This is a genomic window from Microcoleus sp. D3_18_C2 (genome assembly GCF_036702395.1).
GTDB lineage: Bacteria > Cyanobacteriota > Cyanobacteriia > Cyanobacteriales > Microcoleaceae > Microcoleus.
On record NZ_JAUBTG010000003.1, the window covers coordinates 222,256 to 238,811 of the forward strand.

16 protein-coding genes are annotated in these 16,556 nt (G+C 45.7%); 4 read left to right on the forward strand and 12 right to left on the reverse strand.

What is annotated here, in order from left to right; translation table 11 throughout:
* Window positions 1–71: 71 nt before the first annotated feature.
* Window positions 72–812: a response regulator transcription factor gene (locus QUA88_RS03660; RefSeq protein WP_333051578.1), complete on the reverse strand. Its 741-nt coding sequence runs from the start codon at window positions 810–812 to the stop codon at window positions 72–74.
* A 535-nt stretch (window positions 813–1,347) separates the two neighbouring features.
* Here QUA88_RS03660 and QUA88_RS03665 point away from each other — a divergent pair.
* Complete coding sequence (locus tag QUA88_RS03665) at window positions 1,348–2,094, forward strand: creatininase family protein (RefSeq protein WP_333051575.1); 747 nt, start codon at window positions 1,348–1,350, stop codon at window positions 2,092–2,094.
* Between the two features lie 153 nt (window positions 2,095–2,247).
* On the opposite strand, the gene ndk is transcribed toward QUA88_RS03665, so the two are convergent.
* Window positions 2,248–2,697, reverse strand: coding sequence for a nucleoside-diphosphate kinase (gene ndk / locus QUA88_RS03670; RefSeq protein WP_333051572.1), 450 nt, complete (start codon window positions 2,695–2,697; stop codon window positions 2,248–2,250).
* Between the two features lie 866 nt (window positions 2,698–3,563).
* Between ndk and QUA88_RS03675 the strand changes: the two genes are divergently transcribed.
* Window positions 3,564–4,322: a hypothetical protein gene (locus QUA88_RS03675; RefSeq protein WP_333051569.1), complete on the forward strand. Its 759-nt coding sequence runs from the start codon at window positions 3,564–3,566 to the stop codon at window positions 4,320–4,322.
* 1 nt (window position 4,323) lies between these two features.
* Here QUA88_RS03675 and proB read toward each other — a convergent pair whose 3' ends face one another.
* The 9 genes from proB to QUA88_RS03720 all read right to left on the reverse strand — a co-directional run bounded on the left by proB (window position 4,324) and on the right by QUA88_RS03720 (window position 13,043).
* Entirely contained in the window at window positions 4,324–5,433 is a 1,110-nt protein-coding gene (gene proB / locus QUA88_RS03680) for a glutamate 5-kinase (RefSeq protein WP_333051567.1), read from the reverse strand.
* 241 nt (window positions 5,434–5,674) lie between these two features.
* Window positions 5,675–6,196 (reverse strand): YqeG family HAD IIIA-type phosphatase, encoded by a 522-nt coding sequence (locus QUA88_RS03685; protein ID WP_333051566.1) that lies wholly within the window; start codon window positions 6,194–6,196, stop codon window positions 5,675–5,677.
* Between the two features lie 149 nt (window positions 6,197–6,345).
* The gene (gene mltG / locus QUA88_RS03690; RefSeq protein WP_333051563.1) at window positions 6,346–7,470 is read right to left on the reverse strand and encodes an endolytic transglycosylase MltG; all 1,125 of its coding nucleotides are present in this window, start codon (window positions 7,468–7,470) and stop codon (window positions 6,346–6,348) included.
* Window positions 7,471–7,717: 247 nt separating this feature from the next.
* Complete coding sequence (locus QUA88_RS03695; protein ID WP_333051560.1) at window positions 7,718–8,296, reverse strand: DUF3727 domain-containing protein; 579 nt, start codon at window positions 8,294–8,296, stop codon at window positions 7,718–7,720.
* Between the two features lie 313 nt (window positions 8,297–8,609).
* Window positions 8,610–9,068: a Holliday junction resolvase RuvX gene (gene ruvX / locus QUA88_RS03700; RefSeq protein ID WP_333051557.1), complete on the reverse strand. Its 459-nt coding sequence runs from the start codon at window positions 9,066–9,068 to the stop codon at window positions 8,610–8,612.
* Window positions 9,069–9,346: 278 nt separating this feature from the next.
* Window positions 9,347–10,672, reverse strand: a complete 1,326-nt coding sequence (locus QUA88_RS03705) for a GNAT family N-acetyltransferase (protein ID WP_333051554.1) — start codon at window positions 10,670–10,672, stop codon at window positions 9,347–9,349.
* Between the two features lie 191 nt (window positions 10,673–10,863).
* Entirely contained in the window at window positions 10,864–12,045 is a 1,182-nt protein-coding gene (locus tag QUA88_RS03710) for a F420-0:Gamma-glutamyl ligase (RefSeq protein ID WP_333051551.1), read from the reverse strand.
* Window positions 12,046–12,241: 196 nt separating this feature from the next.
* The gene (locus tag QUA88_RS03715) at window positions 12,242–12,760 is read right to left on the reverse strand and encodes a GNAT family N-acetyltransferase (protein ID WP_333051548.1); all 519 of its coding nucleotides are present in this window, start codon (window positions 12,758–12,760) and stop codon (window positions 12,242–12,244) included.
* Window positions 12,744–13,043 (reverse strand): DUF1778 domain-containing protein, encoded by a 300-nt coding sequence (locus QUA88_RS03720; protein ID WP_333051545.1) that lies wholly within the window; start codon window positions 13,041–13,043, stop codon window positions 12,744–12,746. Before QUA88_RS03720 ends, QUA88_RS03715 begins: the two co-directional genes overlap by 17 nt.
* A gap of 670 nt (window positions 13,044–13,713) precedes the next feature.
* Between QUA88_RS03720 and QUA88_RS03725 the strand changes: the two genes are divergently transcribed.
* Window positions 13,714–14,970, forward strand: a complete 1,257-nt coding sequence (locus QUA88_RS03725; protein ID WP_333231294.1) for a hypothetical protein — start codon at window positions 13,714–13,716, stop codon at window positions 14,968–14,970.
* A gap of 295 nt (window positions 14,971–15,265) precedes the next feature.
* Here the strand turns inward: QUA88_RS03725 and QUA88_RS03730 are convergent, their stop codons facing one another.
* The gene (locus QUA88_RS03730; RefSeq protein WP_333270299.1) at window positions 15,266–16,006 is read right to left on the reverse strand and encodes an SIMPL domain-containing protein; all 741 of its coding nucleotides are present in this window, start codon (window positions 16,004–16,006) and stop codon (window positions 15,266–15,268) included.
* A 166-nt stretch (window positions 16,007–16,172) separates the two neighbouring features.
* Here QUA88_RS03730 and QUA88_RS03735 point away from each other — a divergent pair, with 166 nt between their 5' ends.
* Window positions 16,173–16,556, forward strand: coding sequence for a YkvA family protein (locus tag QUA88_RS03735; protein WP_333270301.1), 384 nt, complete (start codon window positions 16,173–16,175; stop codon window positions 16,554–16,556).

Here is a 16,556-nt window from a genome sequence, read left to right on the forward strand (position 1 = left end):
GGACACAAAAATGTTGTGTCCTTATTTGTCTATTCGACTGCAATTTACCACCCTACAACTGATTTAATAATTTAACCAAATCGATAGCCAAACCCGCGTACTGTAATGATATATTCCGGTTGGCCCGGATCTATTTCCAACTTTTCGCGCAGCCAGCGGATGTGAACGTCAACTGTTTTGCTGTCTCCGATAAAATCTTGACCCCAAATTTTTTCCAGCAACTGATCGCGAGACCAAACTCGCCGGGGATAACTCATAAATAGTTCTAGTAAGCGAAACTGTTTAGGAGAAAATTTCACTTCCAGACCACGAACCAACACGCGGCACTCTTCAGGATACAGAGTTATGCTCTTATATTGCAGCATCATCGGTTGTCGCAACTGACCGAGGCGCTGGCGTCGCATCAGCGCCCGACAGCGAGCGATAAACTCCCGCATTCCAAAAGGCTTAGTCAGATAATCATCCGATCCGGCTTCTAGGTAAAAAGCGCAATTGTTGGCACTTCCTCTAGCACCGATAATCAAAATAGGGACGGGATTTCCTTGATGCCGTAACATTCGACACAGATCCAAACCGTTAATTGAATCCATAATTAACAGGTTGAAGGCAAATTCACCGTGGTATGACGAAGCAGCCTGTACAGAAGGCAGCGCGTTGCGCCCGTCGCTAGTAACCACCACCTCATAGCCCTGTTCTTTAAGGGCTAAAGCTAGCATTTCCCGCAACAGATCTTCACCTTCCAATAACAAGATACGGCCGGCTTGTCCAACAGCCAACCTTGAAGGACTTTCGCTTAATTCAGCAGAAGACATAAATATAAGTGGGAGTGATGTTTGTATGTGGCTAGCGCGAGGTACCTTCTTCAGTAGCTGAGGCACTCTCGCGCTGCGATCGCTTGTACGATCGCCAAAAAGTTCGATCGCTTAGAATCCTTCGCCAGTCCATCCCACAGACACGCGCTCGACCTTTGCTACTTGCTCGTGTAAGGAATACAGCCGTAGAGCAGTTGCCGGAACCGCGCTGTCTGCCTGCGTCCAGGCCACAGAAGTCTGGTCATTTTTCGGGGTCGGTGTTAATTTCATAAAACATTGCCCGCTGTTAATTGACCACGTAACACCCAATCTAGAGGGATATGCTTGTTATACTACTGTTAAAAGGTTATTAAAAGGTAAAATTTTGGTAATCAATTGGTTAAATTATTAACGTTAAGTAATATAACAGTAAAGTAGCGATCGCACTTTAAGAGCTTTTTTTAAGAATACAATAATAAGTTGCTCCAAATTCCTTATTCTTCCCGTGCCGGCTACGATCGACGATAGCAAGTAAAAATTCTGTAGACTGCCTATCATGTTGCTGCATTTGAGTACCTGGCCCGAAGTAGAAGCTTATCTCGAAAGCTCGCGAGGCATAATTATCCCGATCGGCTCCACCGAACAGCACGGGCCCACCGGCTTGATCGGCACTGACGCCATTGCTGCCAAGGCGATCGCCCACGGTGTCGGCGAAGCTGCCAATGCCTTAATCGGCCCGACAATTAATGTCGGGATGGCCTTGCACCACACCAGCTTTCCCGGCACAATCAGTTTCCGACCGCAGACGCTGATACTGGTAATCCGGGATTACATCACATCTTTGGCAAAAGCGGGATTTGAGAAATATTTCTTCATCAACGGTCACGGCGGCAACATTGCCACGATGAAAGCAGCATTTTCCGAGACATACGCCCATTTGTCTGACTTGAATTTACCGAATGCCGATCGAATCCAGTGTCAAATCGGCAACTGGTTTATGTGCGGATCAGTCTACAAACTAGCAAAAGAATTGTACGGAAACCAAGAAGGCTCCCACGCCACCCCCAGCGAAATCGCCTTAACCCAGTACCTTTATCCAGAAGCAATCAAGCAAGCTCCGCTTTCGGAAGAAGTCGCTTCCGGGCACAAAATTTACGGTGCCGCTGACTTCCGTCGCCGATTTCCCGACGGGAGAATGGGTTCAAATCCGGGCTTAGCAACCGCCGAACACGGTCAACAGTTTTACGAATTAGCAGTCAAAGAATTGACTAATAATTATTTGGAGTTTTTAAGTTCCGATTAACGTTTTTTATTCTCGTTACTAGAAATAGCTTGGTAACGAGTAAAACTGTCAAACTCTTCTATATTTTACAGTTATGAGTGAGTCCGCAACAGGATATTTCATCTGTCTGAGAAAGGTTATATCTCCCGATTAACCATCGGGAGAATATCAAAACTATTCCACAATCCAAGGAGTTAAACAAGGTGTCCAAGCACTCAATTCTTCTTCCTTGAACCAAAGGCTAATTTCCGAGCGGGCAGTCTCGACAGCATCAGAACCGTGAATGAGATTACGGCCGACATTCACGGCAAAATCTCCCCGAATTGTCGCAGGTTCTGCATTCAGAGGATTTGTAGCACCAATGATTTTTCTCGCCGATGCCACAACGCCGTCGCCTTCCCACACCATCGCCACAACAGGGCCTGAAGTGATAAAGTTTACCAATCCAGCAAAGAAGGGTTTTTCTTTGTGAACATCATAATGTTGTTCCGCTAGTTCGCGACTCGCCGTCATTAGCTTCATACCAACTAGCTTAAAGCCCTTGGCTTCAAAACGACCGATAATTTCGCCGACGAGTCCGCGTTGTACGCCGTCGGGCTTAATCGCTAAAAAAGTCCGTTCCAAGATTAACTCCTATAATTGTGTTAACTGATCCAAAAGATAGAGTAACTCACAACGCACCTAAAGGCAATTCTGAGAATTGGAAATTGTCATTTGGAGGCTTATTGCCGCAGGAAGAAGGAAGAAGGAATAAGAAGAGGGAAGAGAAAAGAGGGAAGAAGCAATAGACTTTTTGCAAAAGTCCTTTTAAGCAAATTTTCGGACGGGATCTCCGGCCCAGCTATTTTTGCAAGAGGTCTAATAAAAGCAAGGGTTAAAGAAACCGGGTTTCTACGATAAATTTTTGTTGAGCAGGGATGAATCTGCAAAGAAACCTGGTTTCGAGACTCCTATGCGTCTAGGACTGATTTGCAGGGAGCATCCCGATTTTGTAAACAGCATTTTTTAGGACTTTGAGCAGAATGCTCATTTGCCTATATTAAGTTAATCAGTCTTTAAATTATCGGTCAATAAATAATCAAACTCTTGTGGGGTGGCTTTGAGCAACGCCAGAAATACCCAATTTAAATCTAGAACATTTTATGTCTAGGGAACAATATGCTCGAACTTCTGGCACAACATGATACAAGTCAATCGATTGCGCGATTTTAGATTTTAGATTTTAGATTTTAGAATTGAAGCCATCGACCCCACGGATAAATTCGGGGCTCCTTTATCGGATACAGGTTTTTTATTTTTCCACGGATGAATCCGGGGGCTTGTATCATGTATGCTTTCGGTCACAATTTGCTGTGACTGCAAACACTCTTACCTACGATCTTAAATACAAATATGTATGATAAGAAACACAATTATTTATGCTCAAAAATATAGATAATTAACAGAGGTATGAAAATTATCTTGACAGCAACTATTCAGGCGAAAAAAGTATGAAAGCCATTGTAGCATTCATTGAACCCAAAAAGCAAGAGTTTGCCAAATTGCCCTTGTTTGACTTTCTAGCCAATAAACACATTCACGCGAATCAACGACTAATTTTTGCACCTGTACTCGCTCCTTTGGCTGTAGGATTGAGCGATTTAAATAAATATGTATTGCGAGAATCTTCTAGTAATAGCCAAGTTCAGGAACTAATTAATAAATATACGTATAAAAAAAACTATTACTGGCACGACTATCTAGAATACTTAGATGAGCTGGGCTTAAACCAATTAATGAGTTGCGGCGATTTCAGAATGCTTTGGGGTGAAGAAACTAAAAAAACTCGATCGCTATGTTCAGTGATCGAACGCTACGCTTGGAAAGCCTCTCCTATTCAGAAACTGGTGTTAGTGGAAGCCCTCGAAGGAACGGCCCAAGTTTTTTTTGAAGCGGCGCTAGCAGTGGTAATGGAATTACAGCAAATTAACAAAAAAGAATCTGTTGATTTTGGAGGATCTTATGGGGGTTTAGAAAATTATCACCTTTTAAACACGCCAGAGATGTTGGAAGTTTTAGCAGAGATTAAACTTACTAATGCGGAATGCCAAGCAGCTTTAGAATTAGCACAAAATGTATTTGAACTGTTTACAGAAGCGATGAACGAGCTGTTCAGACACAGCCAAACAAATTCTTGCAAGACTGTGCTGCAAATATCCTCAATTTCTGCCTTTGCTCATTGCCCGATCGACTTTCTCGATATTTGTTAGTTTAAACAATCACTAAATTATCTCGGTGTACCGCCGTTTCGACGCCTGCATAGCCTAAAATCTCAGCAATTTTCTCTGACTTGCAGCCTTGGATTTGTCTCAGTTCTAAACTGCTATAATTCACAAGTCCTCTAGCAATTTGCTTGCCGGCCGCATCGCACAACTGCACGGAATCATCAGCTTGAAATTCTCCTTCTACTTGAGCAATACCCGCAGCTAAAAGCGATTTTCCGCCGTGGGAAATTGCTTTGACAGCACCCGCATCTAAATATAGTTTTCCGGCGGGAATTAGCACGTTAGCTATCCAGTGTTTGCGAGCGTTTACAGGGCGCGGTTGAGGCTCGAATTGCGTACCGATCGACTCTCCGTTAAGTATTTTCTCGATATTACCAGGAAAGCAGCCGTCAGTGATGACAGTCCGTACTCCCGATGCAGTTGCTATTCTGGCTGCTTCAATTTTTGTCACCATACCGCCGGTTCCCCAACCGCTGCGGGAATCTCCTGTTTGCACCTGAAATTCTGTGAGCTGTGCCATACTTTGGACTAGGGCGATCGGCTGTGCGTCGGGATTGCTGCGCGGATCGGCGGAATACAGTCGATCGACATCTGTGAGTACAAACAACCAATCTGCTTCTACCAAACTCGCTACTAGCGCCGAAAGCGTGTCGTTATCGCCAAATTTAAGCTCGTCTACCGCTACTGTATCGTTTTCATTGACGATCGGAATCACGCCCAATCTGAGCAGTTGTTGAAAAGTATTGCAAGCGTTAACATAACCATTACGCTGCACTAAATCACCCCTGGTGAGCAATACTTGAGCGATCGGCTGTTGTAGAGTAGTAAACAAGTCATCGTACACCCGCATCAGCCGCCCTTGGCCCACAGCCGCCACAGCCTGTTTCATAGCAATATTTCGCGGGCGTTCCGTCAAACCCAAGCGGGCGCAGCCAACCCCAACCGCACCCGAAGAAACCAAAACTACTCGATGGCCTTGCTGCCGCAAATCAGCTAAAATTTCGACCAATGCAGCAATAGTTGAAAGAGCTAAGTTTCCTGTAGTCGATCGAGTCAGAGTCGAAGTTCCAATTTTAACAACAATAGTTTTAGTCATTAGTCAGTAGTCAATAGTCAGTAGTCAGCAGTCAGTAGTTATTAGTTATTAGTGATAATATCATTTCCAGTAGACATCTCCAATAATTATTATTGTGGAACAGGCATCCTGCCTGTTCAAAGCTGGCTTTTCGGGAAATGTCTAGTTGATTATAACAAATACTGTAGGGGCGGGTTCACCAACTTCTATGATTCACGTCCTGGATATTTATAAACCCCCCCTCCGCATTAATGACTAATGACTAATCTTTAATTTTCAGAGAAGCCCCCAAAGCTTGAGAAACCCAAACTTCAAAAGAGCGCACCGGATACTTGCGAAGCGCATACCCAGCATCAACCATTGGTTCCACTAAAATAGTGAACATACCCAAACGATTGCCTGCTAAAACATCAGTAAAAAGTCGATCGCCCACCATCGCCACCTGTTCCACCGGCAAATTCATCGCCGTCACTGCTGTTCGCAACTTGCGGCGGGACGGTTTAGCCGCACCAGTGATGTATGGTAAATTCAAAGACTCAGCAATTCGACCGATCCGATTTTGACTTAAATTATTGCTCGCCAACCATAGGGATACCACCGGTTTAATTTCTTGTACCCACAAGCTGAGTTCAGGAGAAGCATTCATTGCCGTAATGGGAACCAGAGTTTCGTCCACATCCAATACTAATCCTTTTATCTGATATTTCTGCAGAATATCAGCCGTTAACTTCATGACTGAATCGCCTAGAACTAAGTCAGGCTGTAGTAATTTACCCCAAGTCATAATGATTTTAGATTTTAGATTTTAGATTTTAGATTGAGAAATAAGAAATTGGGAGTTAAAGATTGAAAAAGTAAAAAATCAAAAGTGAATAATTATTGCTTTTCCTGGGTTACTTTTGACTTTTTACTTTTTTATTAGTCATTGCCCATCTATTGACCCGATCGCACTTTTTGGTCAACTTGAGCCACAGCAGCATTGTGTTCGGCCAGAGTGCGACTGAAAATGTGAGTGCCGTCATACCGCGCCATAAAATACAGGTATTCTGTATTTTCTGGAGTCAGAGTCGCCTCCAAACTTGCTATTCCCGGAGATGCGATCGGAGTTGGGGGTAGTCCTGGATTTATATAAGTATTGTAAGGAGAAGGCGTTTCTACTTGCTTAAAAGTCAGAGGCTTTTCCTTAGTTTGCCTGATACCGAGAGCGTATTCAACTGTCGGGTCAGATCCCAACGCCATACCCTTTTTCAGACGGTTGTTGAACACTCCAGAAATGCGGTTCCGCTCGGAAGCAACCACAGCTTCTTTTTCTACAATACTGGCCAAAGTCACCCATTCTTTGAGAGATAGCGTTGTATTATTCTGATTTTTTTGATATACCGGCAAAGCTGTCTGCTCGAAACGGGTGAGCATTTGTGCGATCGCAGCTTGAGGAGTAATTCTATCGCCGTCTAGCTGATAAGTATCCGGGTACAAAAAACCTTCCAAATGAGGCAATCCGCTCGGCAGCCAAGGGTATTGAGCGTAAGGAATTTGACTCGCGACCGCCATAAACTCTTTAGCCGGAAAAAAGCCTTGCGCTTCAAAATAAGTGCTCATTTGTTGCAGCGACCACCCTTCGGGAATCGTGAAACTCTGCTGTGCGACTTCGCCCTTCCAAATTTTGTCAGCAACTGCACTCAGAGGCTGAGTCGGCGACAGTTGGTAAGTTCCTGCTTGAAAACCTCCCTCGCGGTTTTGCAGAGTCATCCAGCGGGCCCACATATTCCATGCCGAGCTCGATCGAATCAACCCCGCAGCCTCTAAATCCCGGCCGATTTTTTGACTGGGAGTACCCTCCGGGATTTGGATAGAAACAGCATCCTCCTCTGCCGTGGAAGTTGACGTTTCAGCTATTTTAGGAGGCGCCGAAGCCCAGCTCCACCAAGCCCAGCCTTGCCAAGCGCAAACTCCCCAGATTACCGGCAGCAAAGCCAGATAAAACAACCATTTAGAGACTTGCGGAGTACCTTTTCGGCTCTCGCGCGCGCTGCCTTTTGTCATTTGTTCTTTATTCATAGTCCGTTGTCCTGGATAAGCGGCGGTTAACTAGCGACTAATGACTGATGACCTGCGATTGATGACCGAAAAGTTACGAATACAAGCCCTTTAAAAGACCCAATCCACGCGGCCCAATTCAAAAGCCCGATCGCGAAGGCAGAAGCTGCCACCTCGAAAAAGTTCGATCGGGCGAGCAGTTTACTGTTTTATAAAATAGTAAAAAATTCTGCTTTTTGCCATCAGGTTTTTTGCCTGCAATTCATATCTAATCAAGCTCGTCAAAAAACTGGTCTTCCAGCATAGGTAACATCGGTTCCAGCCTTTGGAACTCCTCTTCCGAGAGCAATTCTGGCTTGCCGTCATCATCCATTCTAGCCAAGATAAAGAACGGGTCTAGAGGCGTATAAATCGCATATTCCTGTTCTTCGTGGTAGAAACTGGTCAGCCACATCAGCTCCTCGAACTCCGACTCCTCATCAGGATCGACATCGGATGCCATATCCTCTTCGGGAAATTCCGGCAATTCGCCAACTACAGTCAGCGTCACCGCTGTGCGTCGGAGCGTCAAGTTCTGCTCTTGCAGGACAACTTTAGCAGTCTCAAAAATTTTGTCAATTTCGGTCTCGTCTTCTACAGGAATTGCTGCTTCGTCCGTCTCGTCTCCCTGCCAGGTAAAAATTTCTACGGGTGAGTCAATTGGAAGCAGCAAAGCGTATTCTTGACCTTCTAGGTTCATAGAATATTCTATGTTGCAAGTTAGCGATCGCCCAACTTCATCCGTCAAGGTGACGGACTCTTCGTTGGAATTGCCATTCTCTTTTTTGCGGTATGGGGATGAGGACATCGCGTGTATCTTAGTTTTCCGTCAATAATTCAGTAACGTTGGCTTGACAATTGGGAATTTTCGTGGCGATATTCTGGCTAAATGGGCGATCGCCAGTCCACCAGCTTAAACCGCGAGACTCGCTGCCTTTTCGACAGGCTCCGAGTGCAGCGTTTAAATCTCAGTCGAGTCAGCAAGCGACACTGAGGACAAATCACGATTTTGTGCTTCTTCAGTACCGAGGGTACAGCAGAATTTTCTCCAGTTTGTCAAGGGTTACAGGTGTGCGTAGCAAACTTGCACAACCAGGATATCACGCCTTTGTTACCAGCTATCAAGGATTGGGAAGGGCGGAGATATTTTGCCTCCGTTCGTCTAGCCACTGCTGCAAAATCAGGGCTGCTGCTTTGCGATCGATCGCACCCTTATTTTGCGACACCGAAATCCCTTGTGTTTTCATCAATTCCTCTGCCTCAACCGAAGTCAGGCGCTCGTCCACGTACTCTAGGGGGAGCTCTAAGGCTGTGGCGATGCGATTGGCATATTTCTGCACCTGTCGGGCTTGAGCACCCAATTCTCCGCTCAGGGAGTAGGGCAAGCCTGCCACTAAAATTTGCACTCTCCGCTCTCGCACGAGTTCTCGGAGATAAGCTACGTCTCGATCGAAGGACGATCGTACCAGTGTTGTAATTCCCGTAGCTATTAAACCGGTGCCGTCACATCCGGCGATGCCGACTCGTTTGAGGCCGATATCTAATCCCAGTGCTGAAATCCATAATTTATCGTTGGACATTCAATTTTAGATTTTAGATTTTAGATTTTAGATTTTAGATTTACTATTTTTTTGCGGAAATAATCTTATTTAACGAACCGCGAAGACGCGAAGGACGCGAAGGAAGAAGTGAAGAAAGTAAGAATAAGATAGGTAATCTTAGGTTGATATTAATAATTAAAAGATTAAAAGCAGAAGGGAGGTTTTGGAATTATGACAGAAAAAAGGAATTTCTTTGATGATTAATTCTCTTTTTTTCTGCCTTCTACCTTTTACCTTCTGCTTTTAACTATTAAGTATTAACTTTTGTCTTGGGAGCCTTCGTCTAGAGGCAATTCGGGCAATTTTAGAGGCAAAATGCTGCTGCTATCTGTTGCCGAGGATTCGGAATTTTGGAAGTTCAAGGGGTTAACTTGATTCGTTTGGCTGTTTCCTGAGTCAGTCAAGAGGGGTTTTATCTCGGAGGATGCGGGCCCTGCTGCTGCTTCCCCAGCCATCGGGCCGAGCCAGGACATCCGGCCCGGTACGGGTTTGCGAGTTGGCTGGAAGCTTTGCAGCATTTCTGATAGCTGGAGTCCTTCGAGAGAGACCAACTTGGACTCGCGCAATTTGTGCCACACCGATCGAGACATCAGCAAACTGTGTTCCACGCGCACAGCTCCAAATTGCTCTAAATAAGCTTCCCGTTCCGGCTGATAGTCAGCGGAAGCCAGTTGCAGGCTTTGAATCGGGAAATCTTGAACAAGGCGCGCCATCTGAGACAGCAGTTCCGGGTAAAGCCAAGTGTAGGCCGGGTGTACAGTCAACTGGGCGACGTGCGGTTGCTGGCCGTTGCGGGATAGCTGCACCTGAAAATAGCCGATCGCGGCTTTGCGCTGCGGTTCAAACACGTAACCGCTGACTACCTCGGTTTTGGCCAGCCACTGTCTGACACCTTCGACTAAAGCGCCGAAAAAACTGGTTTTGAAATCTTGAATGTGCCGATCGAATACTTGGCGCACCAGGGGCGGCATAGACGCGGTATCCAGTTGGTATAGCAACTGAGCGTCGGCGTTGCTCACCGGCAGCAGGTTGGGCAAATCTGGCGTCGAGGAAGCCATTTCTTGCAGGCGTTCTGGGGCGATCGTCCAGTAAGTCATCTGGGCCAAAGGCTGAAACCCGTTTTGCCGATACAAAGCCAAGGAAGTTTTGTCGCCGACATTCACTTCCAACAGCCATGTCCGCGCCTCCCAGACTGCCTCAAAGCAGTACCGCAGCAGCATGGAACCAATTCCTTTGCTGCGGGCTTCCGGGTCTACTCCTATGCGATCTATCCGCCAAGTGCTGCGGGTGCGGTTGAAAGGAGAAATCTGAATTATGCCCTTAACTTTCCCCTCTTCTTCGGCAACGTGGGCCCGGAACAGGGACTGACAGGGGTTGGGAAACAAGCTAAAAATCTTTAGTAGTCCGTACCAGCGACGTATCTGCTGCAACTTTCTACCTAGTACCACGTCGCAGCTTGCGCCCTTGCGGTTTTCTGGCTCTTCGGCTGTTTCCGCGCACAGTTGTTCCATCACCTCGATGTCGCGATACTGAAACGGGCGAATCACAACCTGGTTTTGGTTTTGGGAGGGAAATGAAGTCATAGCATAAAAGTGGAGAATGGAAATTTAAAAATAAAAATTCAGAAAGGGGAAGAGTTAGAGAAGTTTTGAGTTTTGAATGGGTAAATTTTGAGTTCAAAACTTATAACTTTTGATTCTTCTCCCTTTCTTGCTCGATCGAAAATTAAAAATTGCAAATCATCTTTTTGAATTTTTAATTTTCTGTTTTCAACTCAAGATTTTTGTGGCAGAGGTCGAATTACAACGACTGGTGTGCGCTCGTCAGCATTCCCGGCGGGGTTGCTTCGCAAGGCTTGCTCTAAGAATGTTACCGATAAATCGGAGGTCGCTGCTAATATCTTAACTGCTTTCAAGTCATTAGCGTCTACGATCGCCGCCGCAAGTCCGGTTTCTCGTTGAATTTCTTCTACAACTTGCTGGGGATTGTCCGGGCCTAGGACAATAAATTGGTCGAAGGGAGGCAAAGTCCCGGTAACGTCGTCAATCAGTCTGGCTTGTTCCCCTGCAAGTTGGTAAAAGACTCCCGGTTTACCGAATATTTTAGCCACAGCGCCGATCGCAAATGCTGCGACTACGCGCCAAGGGCCTACTACATCAACCAACGTCTGCATCCCGCAAGCCGTGGCCAAACTCGACATCGGCAAGAAAAACAAGCACACTCGCTTTGCCGCCCATCCGGGTTTGACTTCGCTGGGATGGCGATAGCGTCCCTGCATCAAAGCCAAGGGAGTCTCTGCGAGGGCGACAATATCGCCTTTCTGGGCGCGTGGCAGCACGTACCGCTTGACAATTTCGACGGGATTGTCCAATTCCGTCAGGATGTGGGTGCGAATCGGCAAAACTTCGGCAACTCCTACATTTCGGGCATTAGGTACTGTCTCCGAGTTGGGAAATTGCAGGGGAACTACTACGTTACGGACTTTGGGGATGCGGCCGCCCGGGCCGTAGGTGACGTAATGTACTTGCACCCAAGCTGACTGCAATTTGGTTAAATCTTGCCCTTGAATGTCTACAGAAACTTTAATTTTCGTGTTTTTTTGGGCTTTAACAATATAGCCGAACCAGTAATCGTCTGCTCTGGCTGCTGCGTCTTTGTGGCAAGGAATCACCTTTGTCTCGGAGGTAACGCCATCCAAACTTCCGTCTGACAGCAGTTTCACTTGTGCCCGCACTTCCGGCAACATAATCTCAAACCGCTGTGTCAGGTTGCGGAACTCCATTTCCCCGACTAAAAGATAGCGGTTGGGTTCGGAGATGGCTAAGTGCCATTCTCCGGCTGTTAGTTCTAGTTTATTTGCACTCCCAGTCCGGCGATAGTTCAACTCTAGGCCCAATCCGCCCAATGCTAGCAGCGAACCGGCTGCTGCGATTCCTGTTGCTAAAGTCTCAATCACTCAAATCACCGCCAATAATATTTTGTGTTTACTGTAGTCGATATCGGGTACTTTGAGCGCTGATCCGGTAGTAATTGGATTGTGTTGAGTTTGTTGGGGGCGATCGAGCTTAGCCCAATTACAGGTAAGTGCGATCGCGCGTCTGCGGTGGCGGGGTTGGAGAGTGGGATTGGCGATCGGTTTTTAACAAAATCAACTAAATGTTAGAAGTTTGACAAAGTTCTTCAACCGATTTCATTGGTAGATAAAGCTTCATCGGGTTTTGTTTAAACTTTTGAAAACCATATTTTTGATAGAAATTGGCTGCTGGCTCATCCAGAGCTTCTGCAATGACAGCGAGAGATGCAACTTGTGCAGTTGCCAAGAGTGCTTTTCTCAAAGCATCTATCAGAATCAACTCGCCGAGATGTTGACCTTGATAAGTACGATCGACTGCCAAACGACCTAGCAATGTAGCAGGTAGAAGGGGATAGCGGGGCAGCTTTTTTGCAAAAGATTCATTCAAATCTGCGAGTTCAATGGTGTATGCAGAAAGCGTATAATAGGCAATCACATCAGTGTTTGGAGACTCCACTAAAACGAATACGATTGCGACTTTCTTTTTGAGATCCTGAGAAGCTTGTTTACGGATGTAGTTGTCCAAACTATCTTGTCCACAACAAAAAAGCTCTCTGTGATGTCTGCTGCTATCTAAGAGTTCAATTGTGAGTACCATCGCCCATCACTTGTTTGTAGCGCAAGGCTGCTGCTTTGAGAGCTTGATTCGGCTGGGTTGGATTCAGGAGGGCATTTACGAAAGCCTCGCTGTCGTCAAGGTCAAGTTTCAGTCTTTGGTGCTGTTCAATAACTTTGGAAGCGACTGCTTGAACGCTGGCGATGACGAAATCTGTTAATGTACGTCCTTCTAAGTCAGCGGCTTTTTGCCAAAGGGCTTTAATCTCTGGACTGATACGAGCCTCCAATCGGGCTGACGGTTCCGATTTAGTAGTTTTAGTCATACAAAATACGGTTTATCTCATTTATCCATTATATACGGCAAAGTGCCGTATGTCACGCTAAAAGTTAGGGATCGATCGCACTTATGCCCAATTACACGTAAGTGCGATCGCCTCTGGCGGCTAAAGCGGTCAAGTTGCTGTTCAAAGAGCTCTCCTCGTGAGTTAGATCACTCCAAAATCTGGCCTTGCTTAATCAGGGTATCAAAAAAATCAGTTGAAAATCCCGAATCTTTGTGGATACTGGTTTCTCTGACTTGCATATTTAACCTTTCCTAGCGTAAATCAGCAACGTCCACAAAACAAATCACTTAATTCAATAATTTAATAGCTAATTTTTTTAAACAAATATAAGATATTTTCTTAAAAACCGTTAATTTATAAGCTGGCACTCCACATATTTTTAGAATATTTATTAATCATTTAATCTGTAAACAAGTCTGTATACATGAGTTATTTTTGCATCGCTAAGCTAAGACTGTTCCCGATGTGCCATCGCGCGCCTCCAACTTGTTCAAGGTCGAATGAACAGCGAGTCCCTAGCGCGGTAGCGGTAAGTATTTTTGAGAATCTACTTCTTAAGTAACAGTCAAAATCTAGTTCTTAGGCAGTAGATTTTATGAGAAGTATATAGTTAGCCTAGTAAATGTAACAGTAATACCCAAGGATATCTATGACTGATAATAAGCAGCCTTTTAACCAACCTGAAGCCAATCCTGACTTCCAGGAAAAGAATGTTGACAATAGCGAAAACGCGCAGCTTCAGGCTCAGACTAACGAAAATTCAGAATCAAAGGAAGAGCAATCATCAGGCTCAGGCCTTGGTGCGAGGATAGCTGGAGCAGCAGTCGGTGGTATACTCGGTGCTCGCTCTGGAGGCATTGTTGGTGCTGTAGCAGGCTCAGTTGCTGGCGCTATGATTGGTAAAGGTACTGCTGATACTGTTAACCGTGCTGTAGATAATTTAGGGGATGCAGCACACGCTGTAGCAGACGGTATTACACACACTGTAGAAGACCTAGGGACAGTCGTAAAGGAAACGGCTGAGGAAGTTAAACCATCTATCAAAGCTACAGCAGAAGCAGTCAAGGAGACTGTTGAGGAAACCAAGCCTTCGATTAAAAGTATAGCCGAATCTGTCGATCGGACAGTTAAGGAAGCCAAGCCTTCTGTAGTAGATGCAGTCAAGAGCGCATCCGAGGAAGTCAAACCTACGATTAGAGAAGTAAAAGATTCAGTCAAGCAGACAGTCGAAGGTATCAAGCCTTCTATACAAAGTGCAGCGGATTCTATTAAGAGTACTGCTGATGAAGTTAAGCCTTCTGCCAAAGCTGTAGCTCAGGAAATTGAGGGGGCAACTAAGGATCTGAGATCGACTGTAAAAGATACAGCGAAAGCAGTTGAGCCATCTATAAAAAGCGCAGCCGAATCGCTTAAGTCATCTGGTAAGAGTGCAGCGGAATCAATGAAGTCATCTGCTCAAAGCGCCGCTGAATCTGCCAAAGTTGCAGCGCAGGATGTTAAGTCATCTGCCCAAAATGCTGCAGAATCTGCTAAACGTGCAGCGCAGGATGTTAAGCAGGATGTTAAGTCATCTGCCCAAAATGCAACCGAATCTGCTAAAGATGCAGCGCATGATTTTAAATCATCTGCCCAAAATGCAGCCGAATCTGCTAAACCTCCAGTGCCTGATTTTAGGTCCTCTGCCCAAAATGCAACCCCATCTCCTCAAGGTGCAGGGCATGGTTTTAACTCATCGGCCCAAAATGCAGCCGAATCTGCTAAACGTGCAGCGCACGATTTTAAGTCATCTGCCCAATATCTAGCCGAATCCACCGAGGAAAATATGGATACGGATATTCACATCTCCGGCACTCCTAAACTCAAGGATCAAGTGGTCATTCATGACAAGAGAATCATTAAGGACTAGGTAAAGTAAGGACTTAACTCTAGCTTGTTAAAGCTAGGGCTAAGAGAGTTTAACAAAGAGTGGATCTGAGAAAAGAGTCCACTCTTTTCTGTGTATGAGGAATGCGATCGCCTACGGTTTAACAGAGAGTCTATTTATTGAGGAACTCTCCCCCTGAAGAAGGAGAGATTTCGTTTCTAGACTACTGGCAGAAGTGGTTAAAACGGCTAAAGTTTTTTGTAGAAAAAGCTGCTTGATAAATCGAGAAATAGTTAGGGTCAAGCTGAGGTGGCCAGTTCAACCCCTAACTATATTATTAATATCCAAATTGCAAAGTCACAGAAGCTTCTACCTGCTGTTCCCCCCCCACCACAGGCGTTGTAGCGTCAGCAGCAGCCATGCGAGCACCAGCCAATTGCCGATACATAGGAGGCGGCGCGATCGCACCGTTGACTTGAATGCCCAGAATCTCTCCCCGCTTCAGGTTGAGGGCGCTAAAGACTGCATCCGCTTGCGCTTGAGCATCTTGAGTGGCTTTTTTGAGTGCTTGTTTTCGAGCAGATTCGATCGCACTTTCGGTGGCGGCAAAACTCACGCCGTCGATGCGTGTGGCTCCGGCATTCACCGCATCGTCGAGCAAAGTGCCGGCAGATGCAGTATTAATCCGAAAACTGACGGTATTCGTCGCCGTATAACCTGTCAAGCGCTGTTGGTTGTTGTCGTAGTTATAAATGGGATTGAGGGTGATGCCGGCAGTTTCGAGTTTTTCGACTTGGCGCGATCGCAGCAACTCTACCACAGCGGACGATCGCCTCGCCGCTTCCTGCTGCACCTCGGCAGCCGTTTTCCCCTGCACCTCAACCCCCAGCCGCACTTGCGTTTGGGTTGTGGGAATCGCTTCCACACCCCGCCCAGTAACACTCAGCGTTCTGATCCGCTGTTCTTGAGCCACCGCCGGATCTAATCTCACAAAACTAACGAGAGTTAAGGTTAAACACAACGCTGTTACCAGACTGCGGAAATTAATGCGATCGCCACGTTGCAAATTTGAACTCATAAACTTGATTCTCCTCACATACAACAGATGCTATACTTTACCTTCCCACTGAAAGTGCTAAATATCCGGGTTGTTACATTTTTAGCAACTAAAAAAGTATTAGTCATTAGTGATTAGTGATTAGTGATTAGTCATTAGTCATTAGTCATTAGTCATTAGTCATTATATGCAATGGTTAAAACAAGGTACCCGCCGACTCAAAAAAGAGACTTACGCTGTTTATTTAGCCAGTACAGACCAGAGAGTACCTTGGTACGCCAGAATTTTAGCAGGGCTTACGGTGGCCTACGCTTTTAGCCCGATAGACTTAATTCCTGATTTCATACCGATTCTCGGCTACTTAGACGATTTGATAATTGTACCTTTGGGAATTTGGCTGGTACTCAAGATGATTCCGCCACAGGTTTTAGCAGAGTGTCGGGAAAAAGCAGCCGCAGAAATAGAGCGAGGAAAACCGATAAATAGGGCGGCCGCTGTTGTAATTATTGCCATCTGGATTGGCTTAGGAATATTAGCAGCAATGTGGCTGATACGAATATTTAAACGTTAG

What these genes read in the sequence shown, in the direction of transcription:
- QUA88_RS03660 (WP_333051578.1), bottom strand. Translation starts at nt 812, where the DNA reads ATGTCTTCTGCTGAATTAAGCGAAAGTCCTTCAAGGTTGGCTGTTGGA.
- QUA88_RS03665 (WP_333051575.1), top strand. Translation starts at nt 1,348, where the DNA reads ATGTTGCTGCATTTGAGTACCTGGCCCGAAGTAGAAGCTTATCTCGAA.
- QUA88_RS03675 (WP_333051569.1), top strand. Translation starts at nt 3,564, where the DNA reads ATGAAAGCCATTGTAGCATTCATTGAACCCAAAAAGCAAGAGTTTGCC.
- proB (WP_333051567.1), bottom strand. Translation starts at nt 5,433, where the DNA reads ATGACTAAAACTATTGTTGTTAAAATTGGAACTTCGACTCTGACTCGA.
- QUA88_RS03685 (WP_333051566.1), bottom strand. Translation starts at nt 6,196, where the DNA reads ATGACTTGGGGTAAATTACTACAGCCTGACTTAGTTCTAGGCGATTCA.
- mltG (WP_333051563.1), bottom strand. Translation starts at nt 7,470, where the DNA reads ATGAATAAAGAACAAATGACAAAAGGCAGCGCGCGCGAGAGCCGAAAA.
- QUA88_RS03695 (WP_333051560.1), bottom strand. Translation starts at nt 8,296, where the DNA reads ATGTCCTCATCCCCATACCGCAAAAAAGAGAATGGCAATTCCAACGAA.
- ruvX (WP_333051557.1), bottom strand. Translation starts at nt 9,068, where the DNA reads ATGTCCAACGATAAATTATGGATTTCAGCACTGGGATTAGATATCGGC.
- QUA88_RS03705 (WP_333051554.1), bottom strand. Translation starts at nt 10,672, where the DNA reads ATGACTTCATTTCCCTCCCAAAACCAAAACCAGGTTGTGATTCGCCCG.
- QUA88_RS03715 (WP_333051548.1), bottom strand. Translation starts at nt 12,760, where the DNA reads ATGGTACTCACAATTGAACTCTTAGATAGCAGCAGACATCACAGAGAG.
- QUA88_RS03720 (WP_333051545.1), bottom strand. Translation starts at nt 13,043, where the DNA reads ATGACTAAAACTACTAAATCGGAACCGTCAGCCCGATTGGAGGCTCGT.
- QUA88_RS03725 (WP_333231294.1), top strand. Translation starts at nt 13,714, where the DNA reads ATGACTGATAATAAGCAGCCTTTTAACCAACCTGAAGCCAATCCTGAC.
- QUA88_RS03730 (WP_333270299.1), bottom strand. Translation starts at nt 16,006, where the DNA reads ATGAGTTCAAATTTGCAACGTGGCGATCGCATTAATTTCCGCAGTCTG.
- QUA88_RS03735 (WP_333270301.1), top strand. Translation starts at nt 16,173, where the DNA reads ATGCAATGGTTAAAACAAGGTACCCGCCGACTCAAAAAAGAGACTTAC.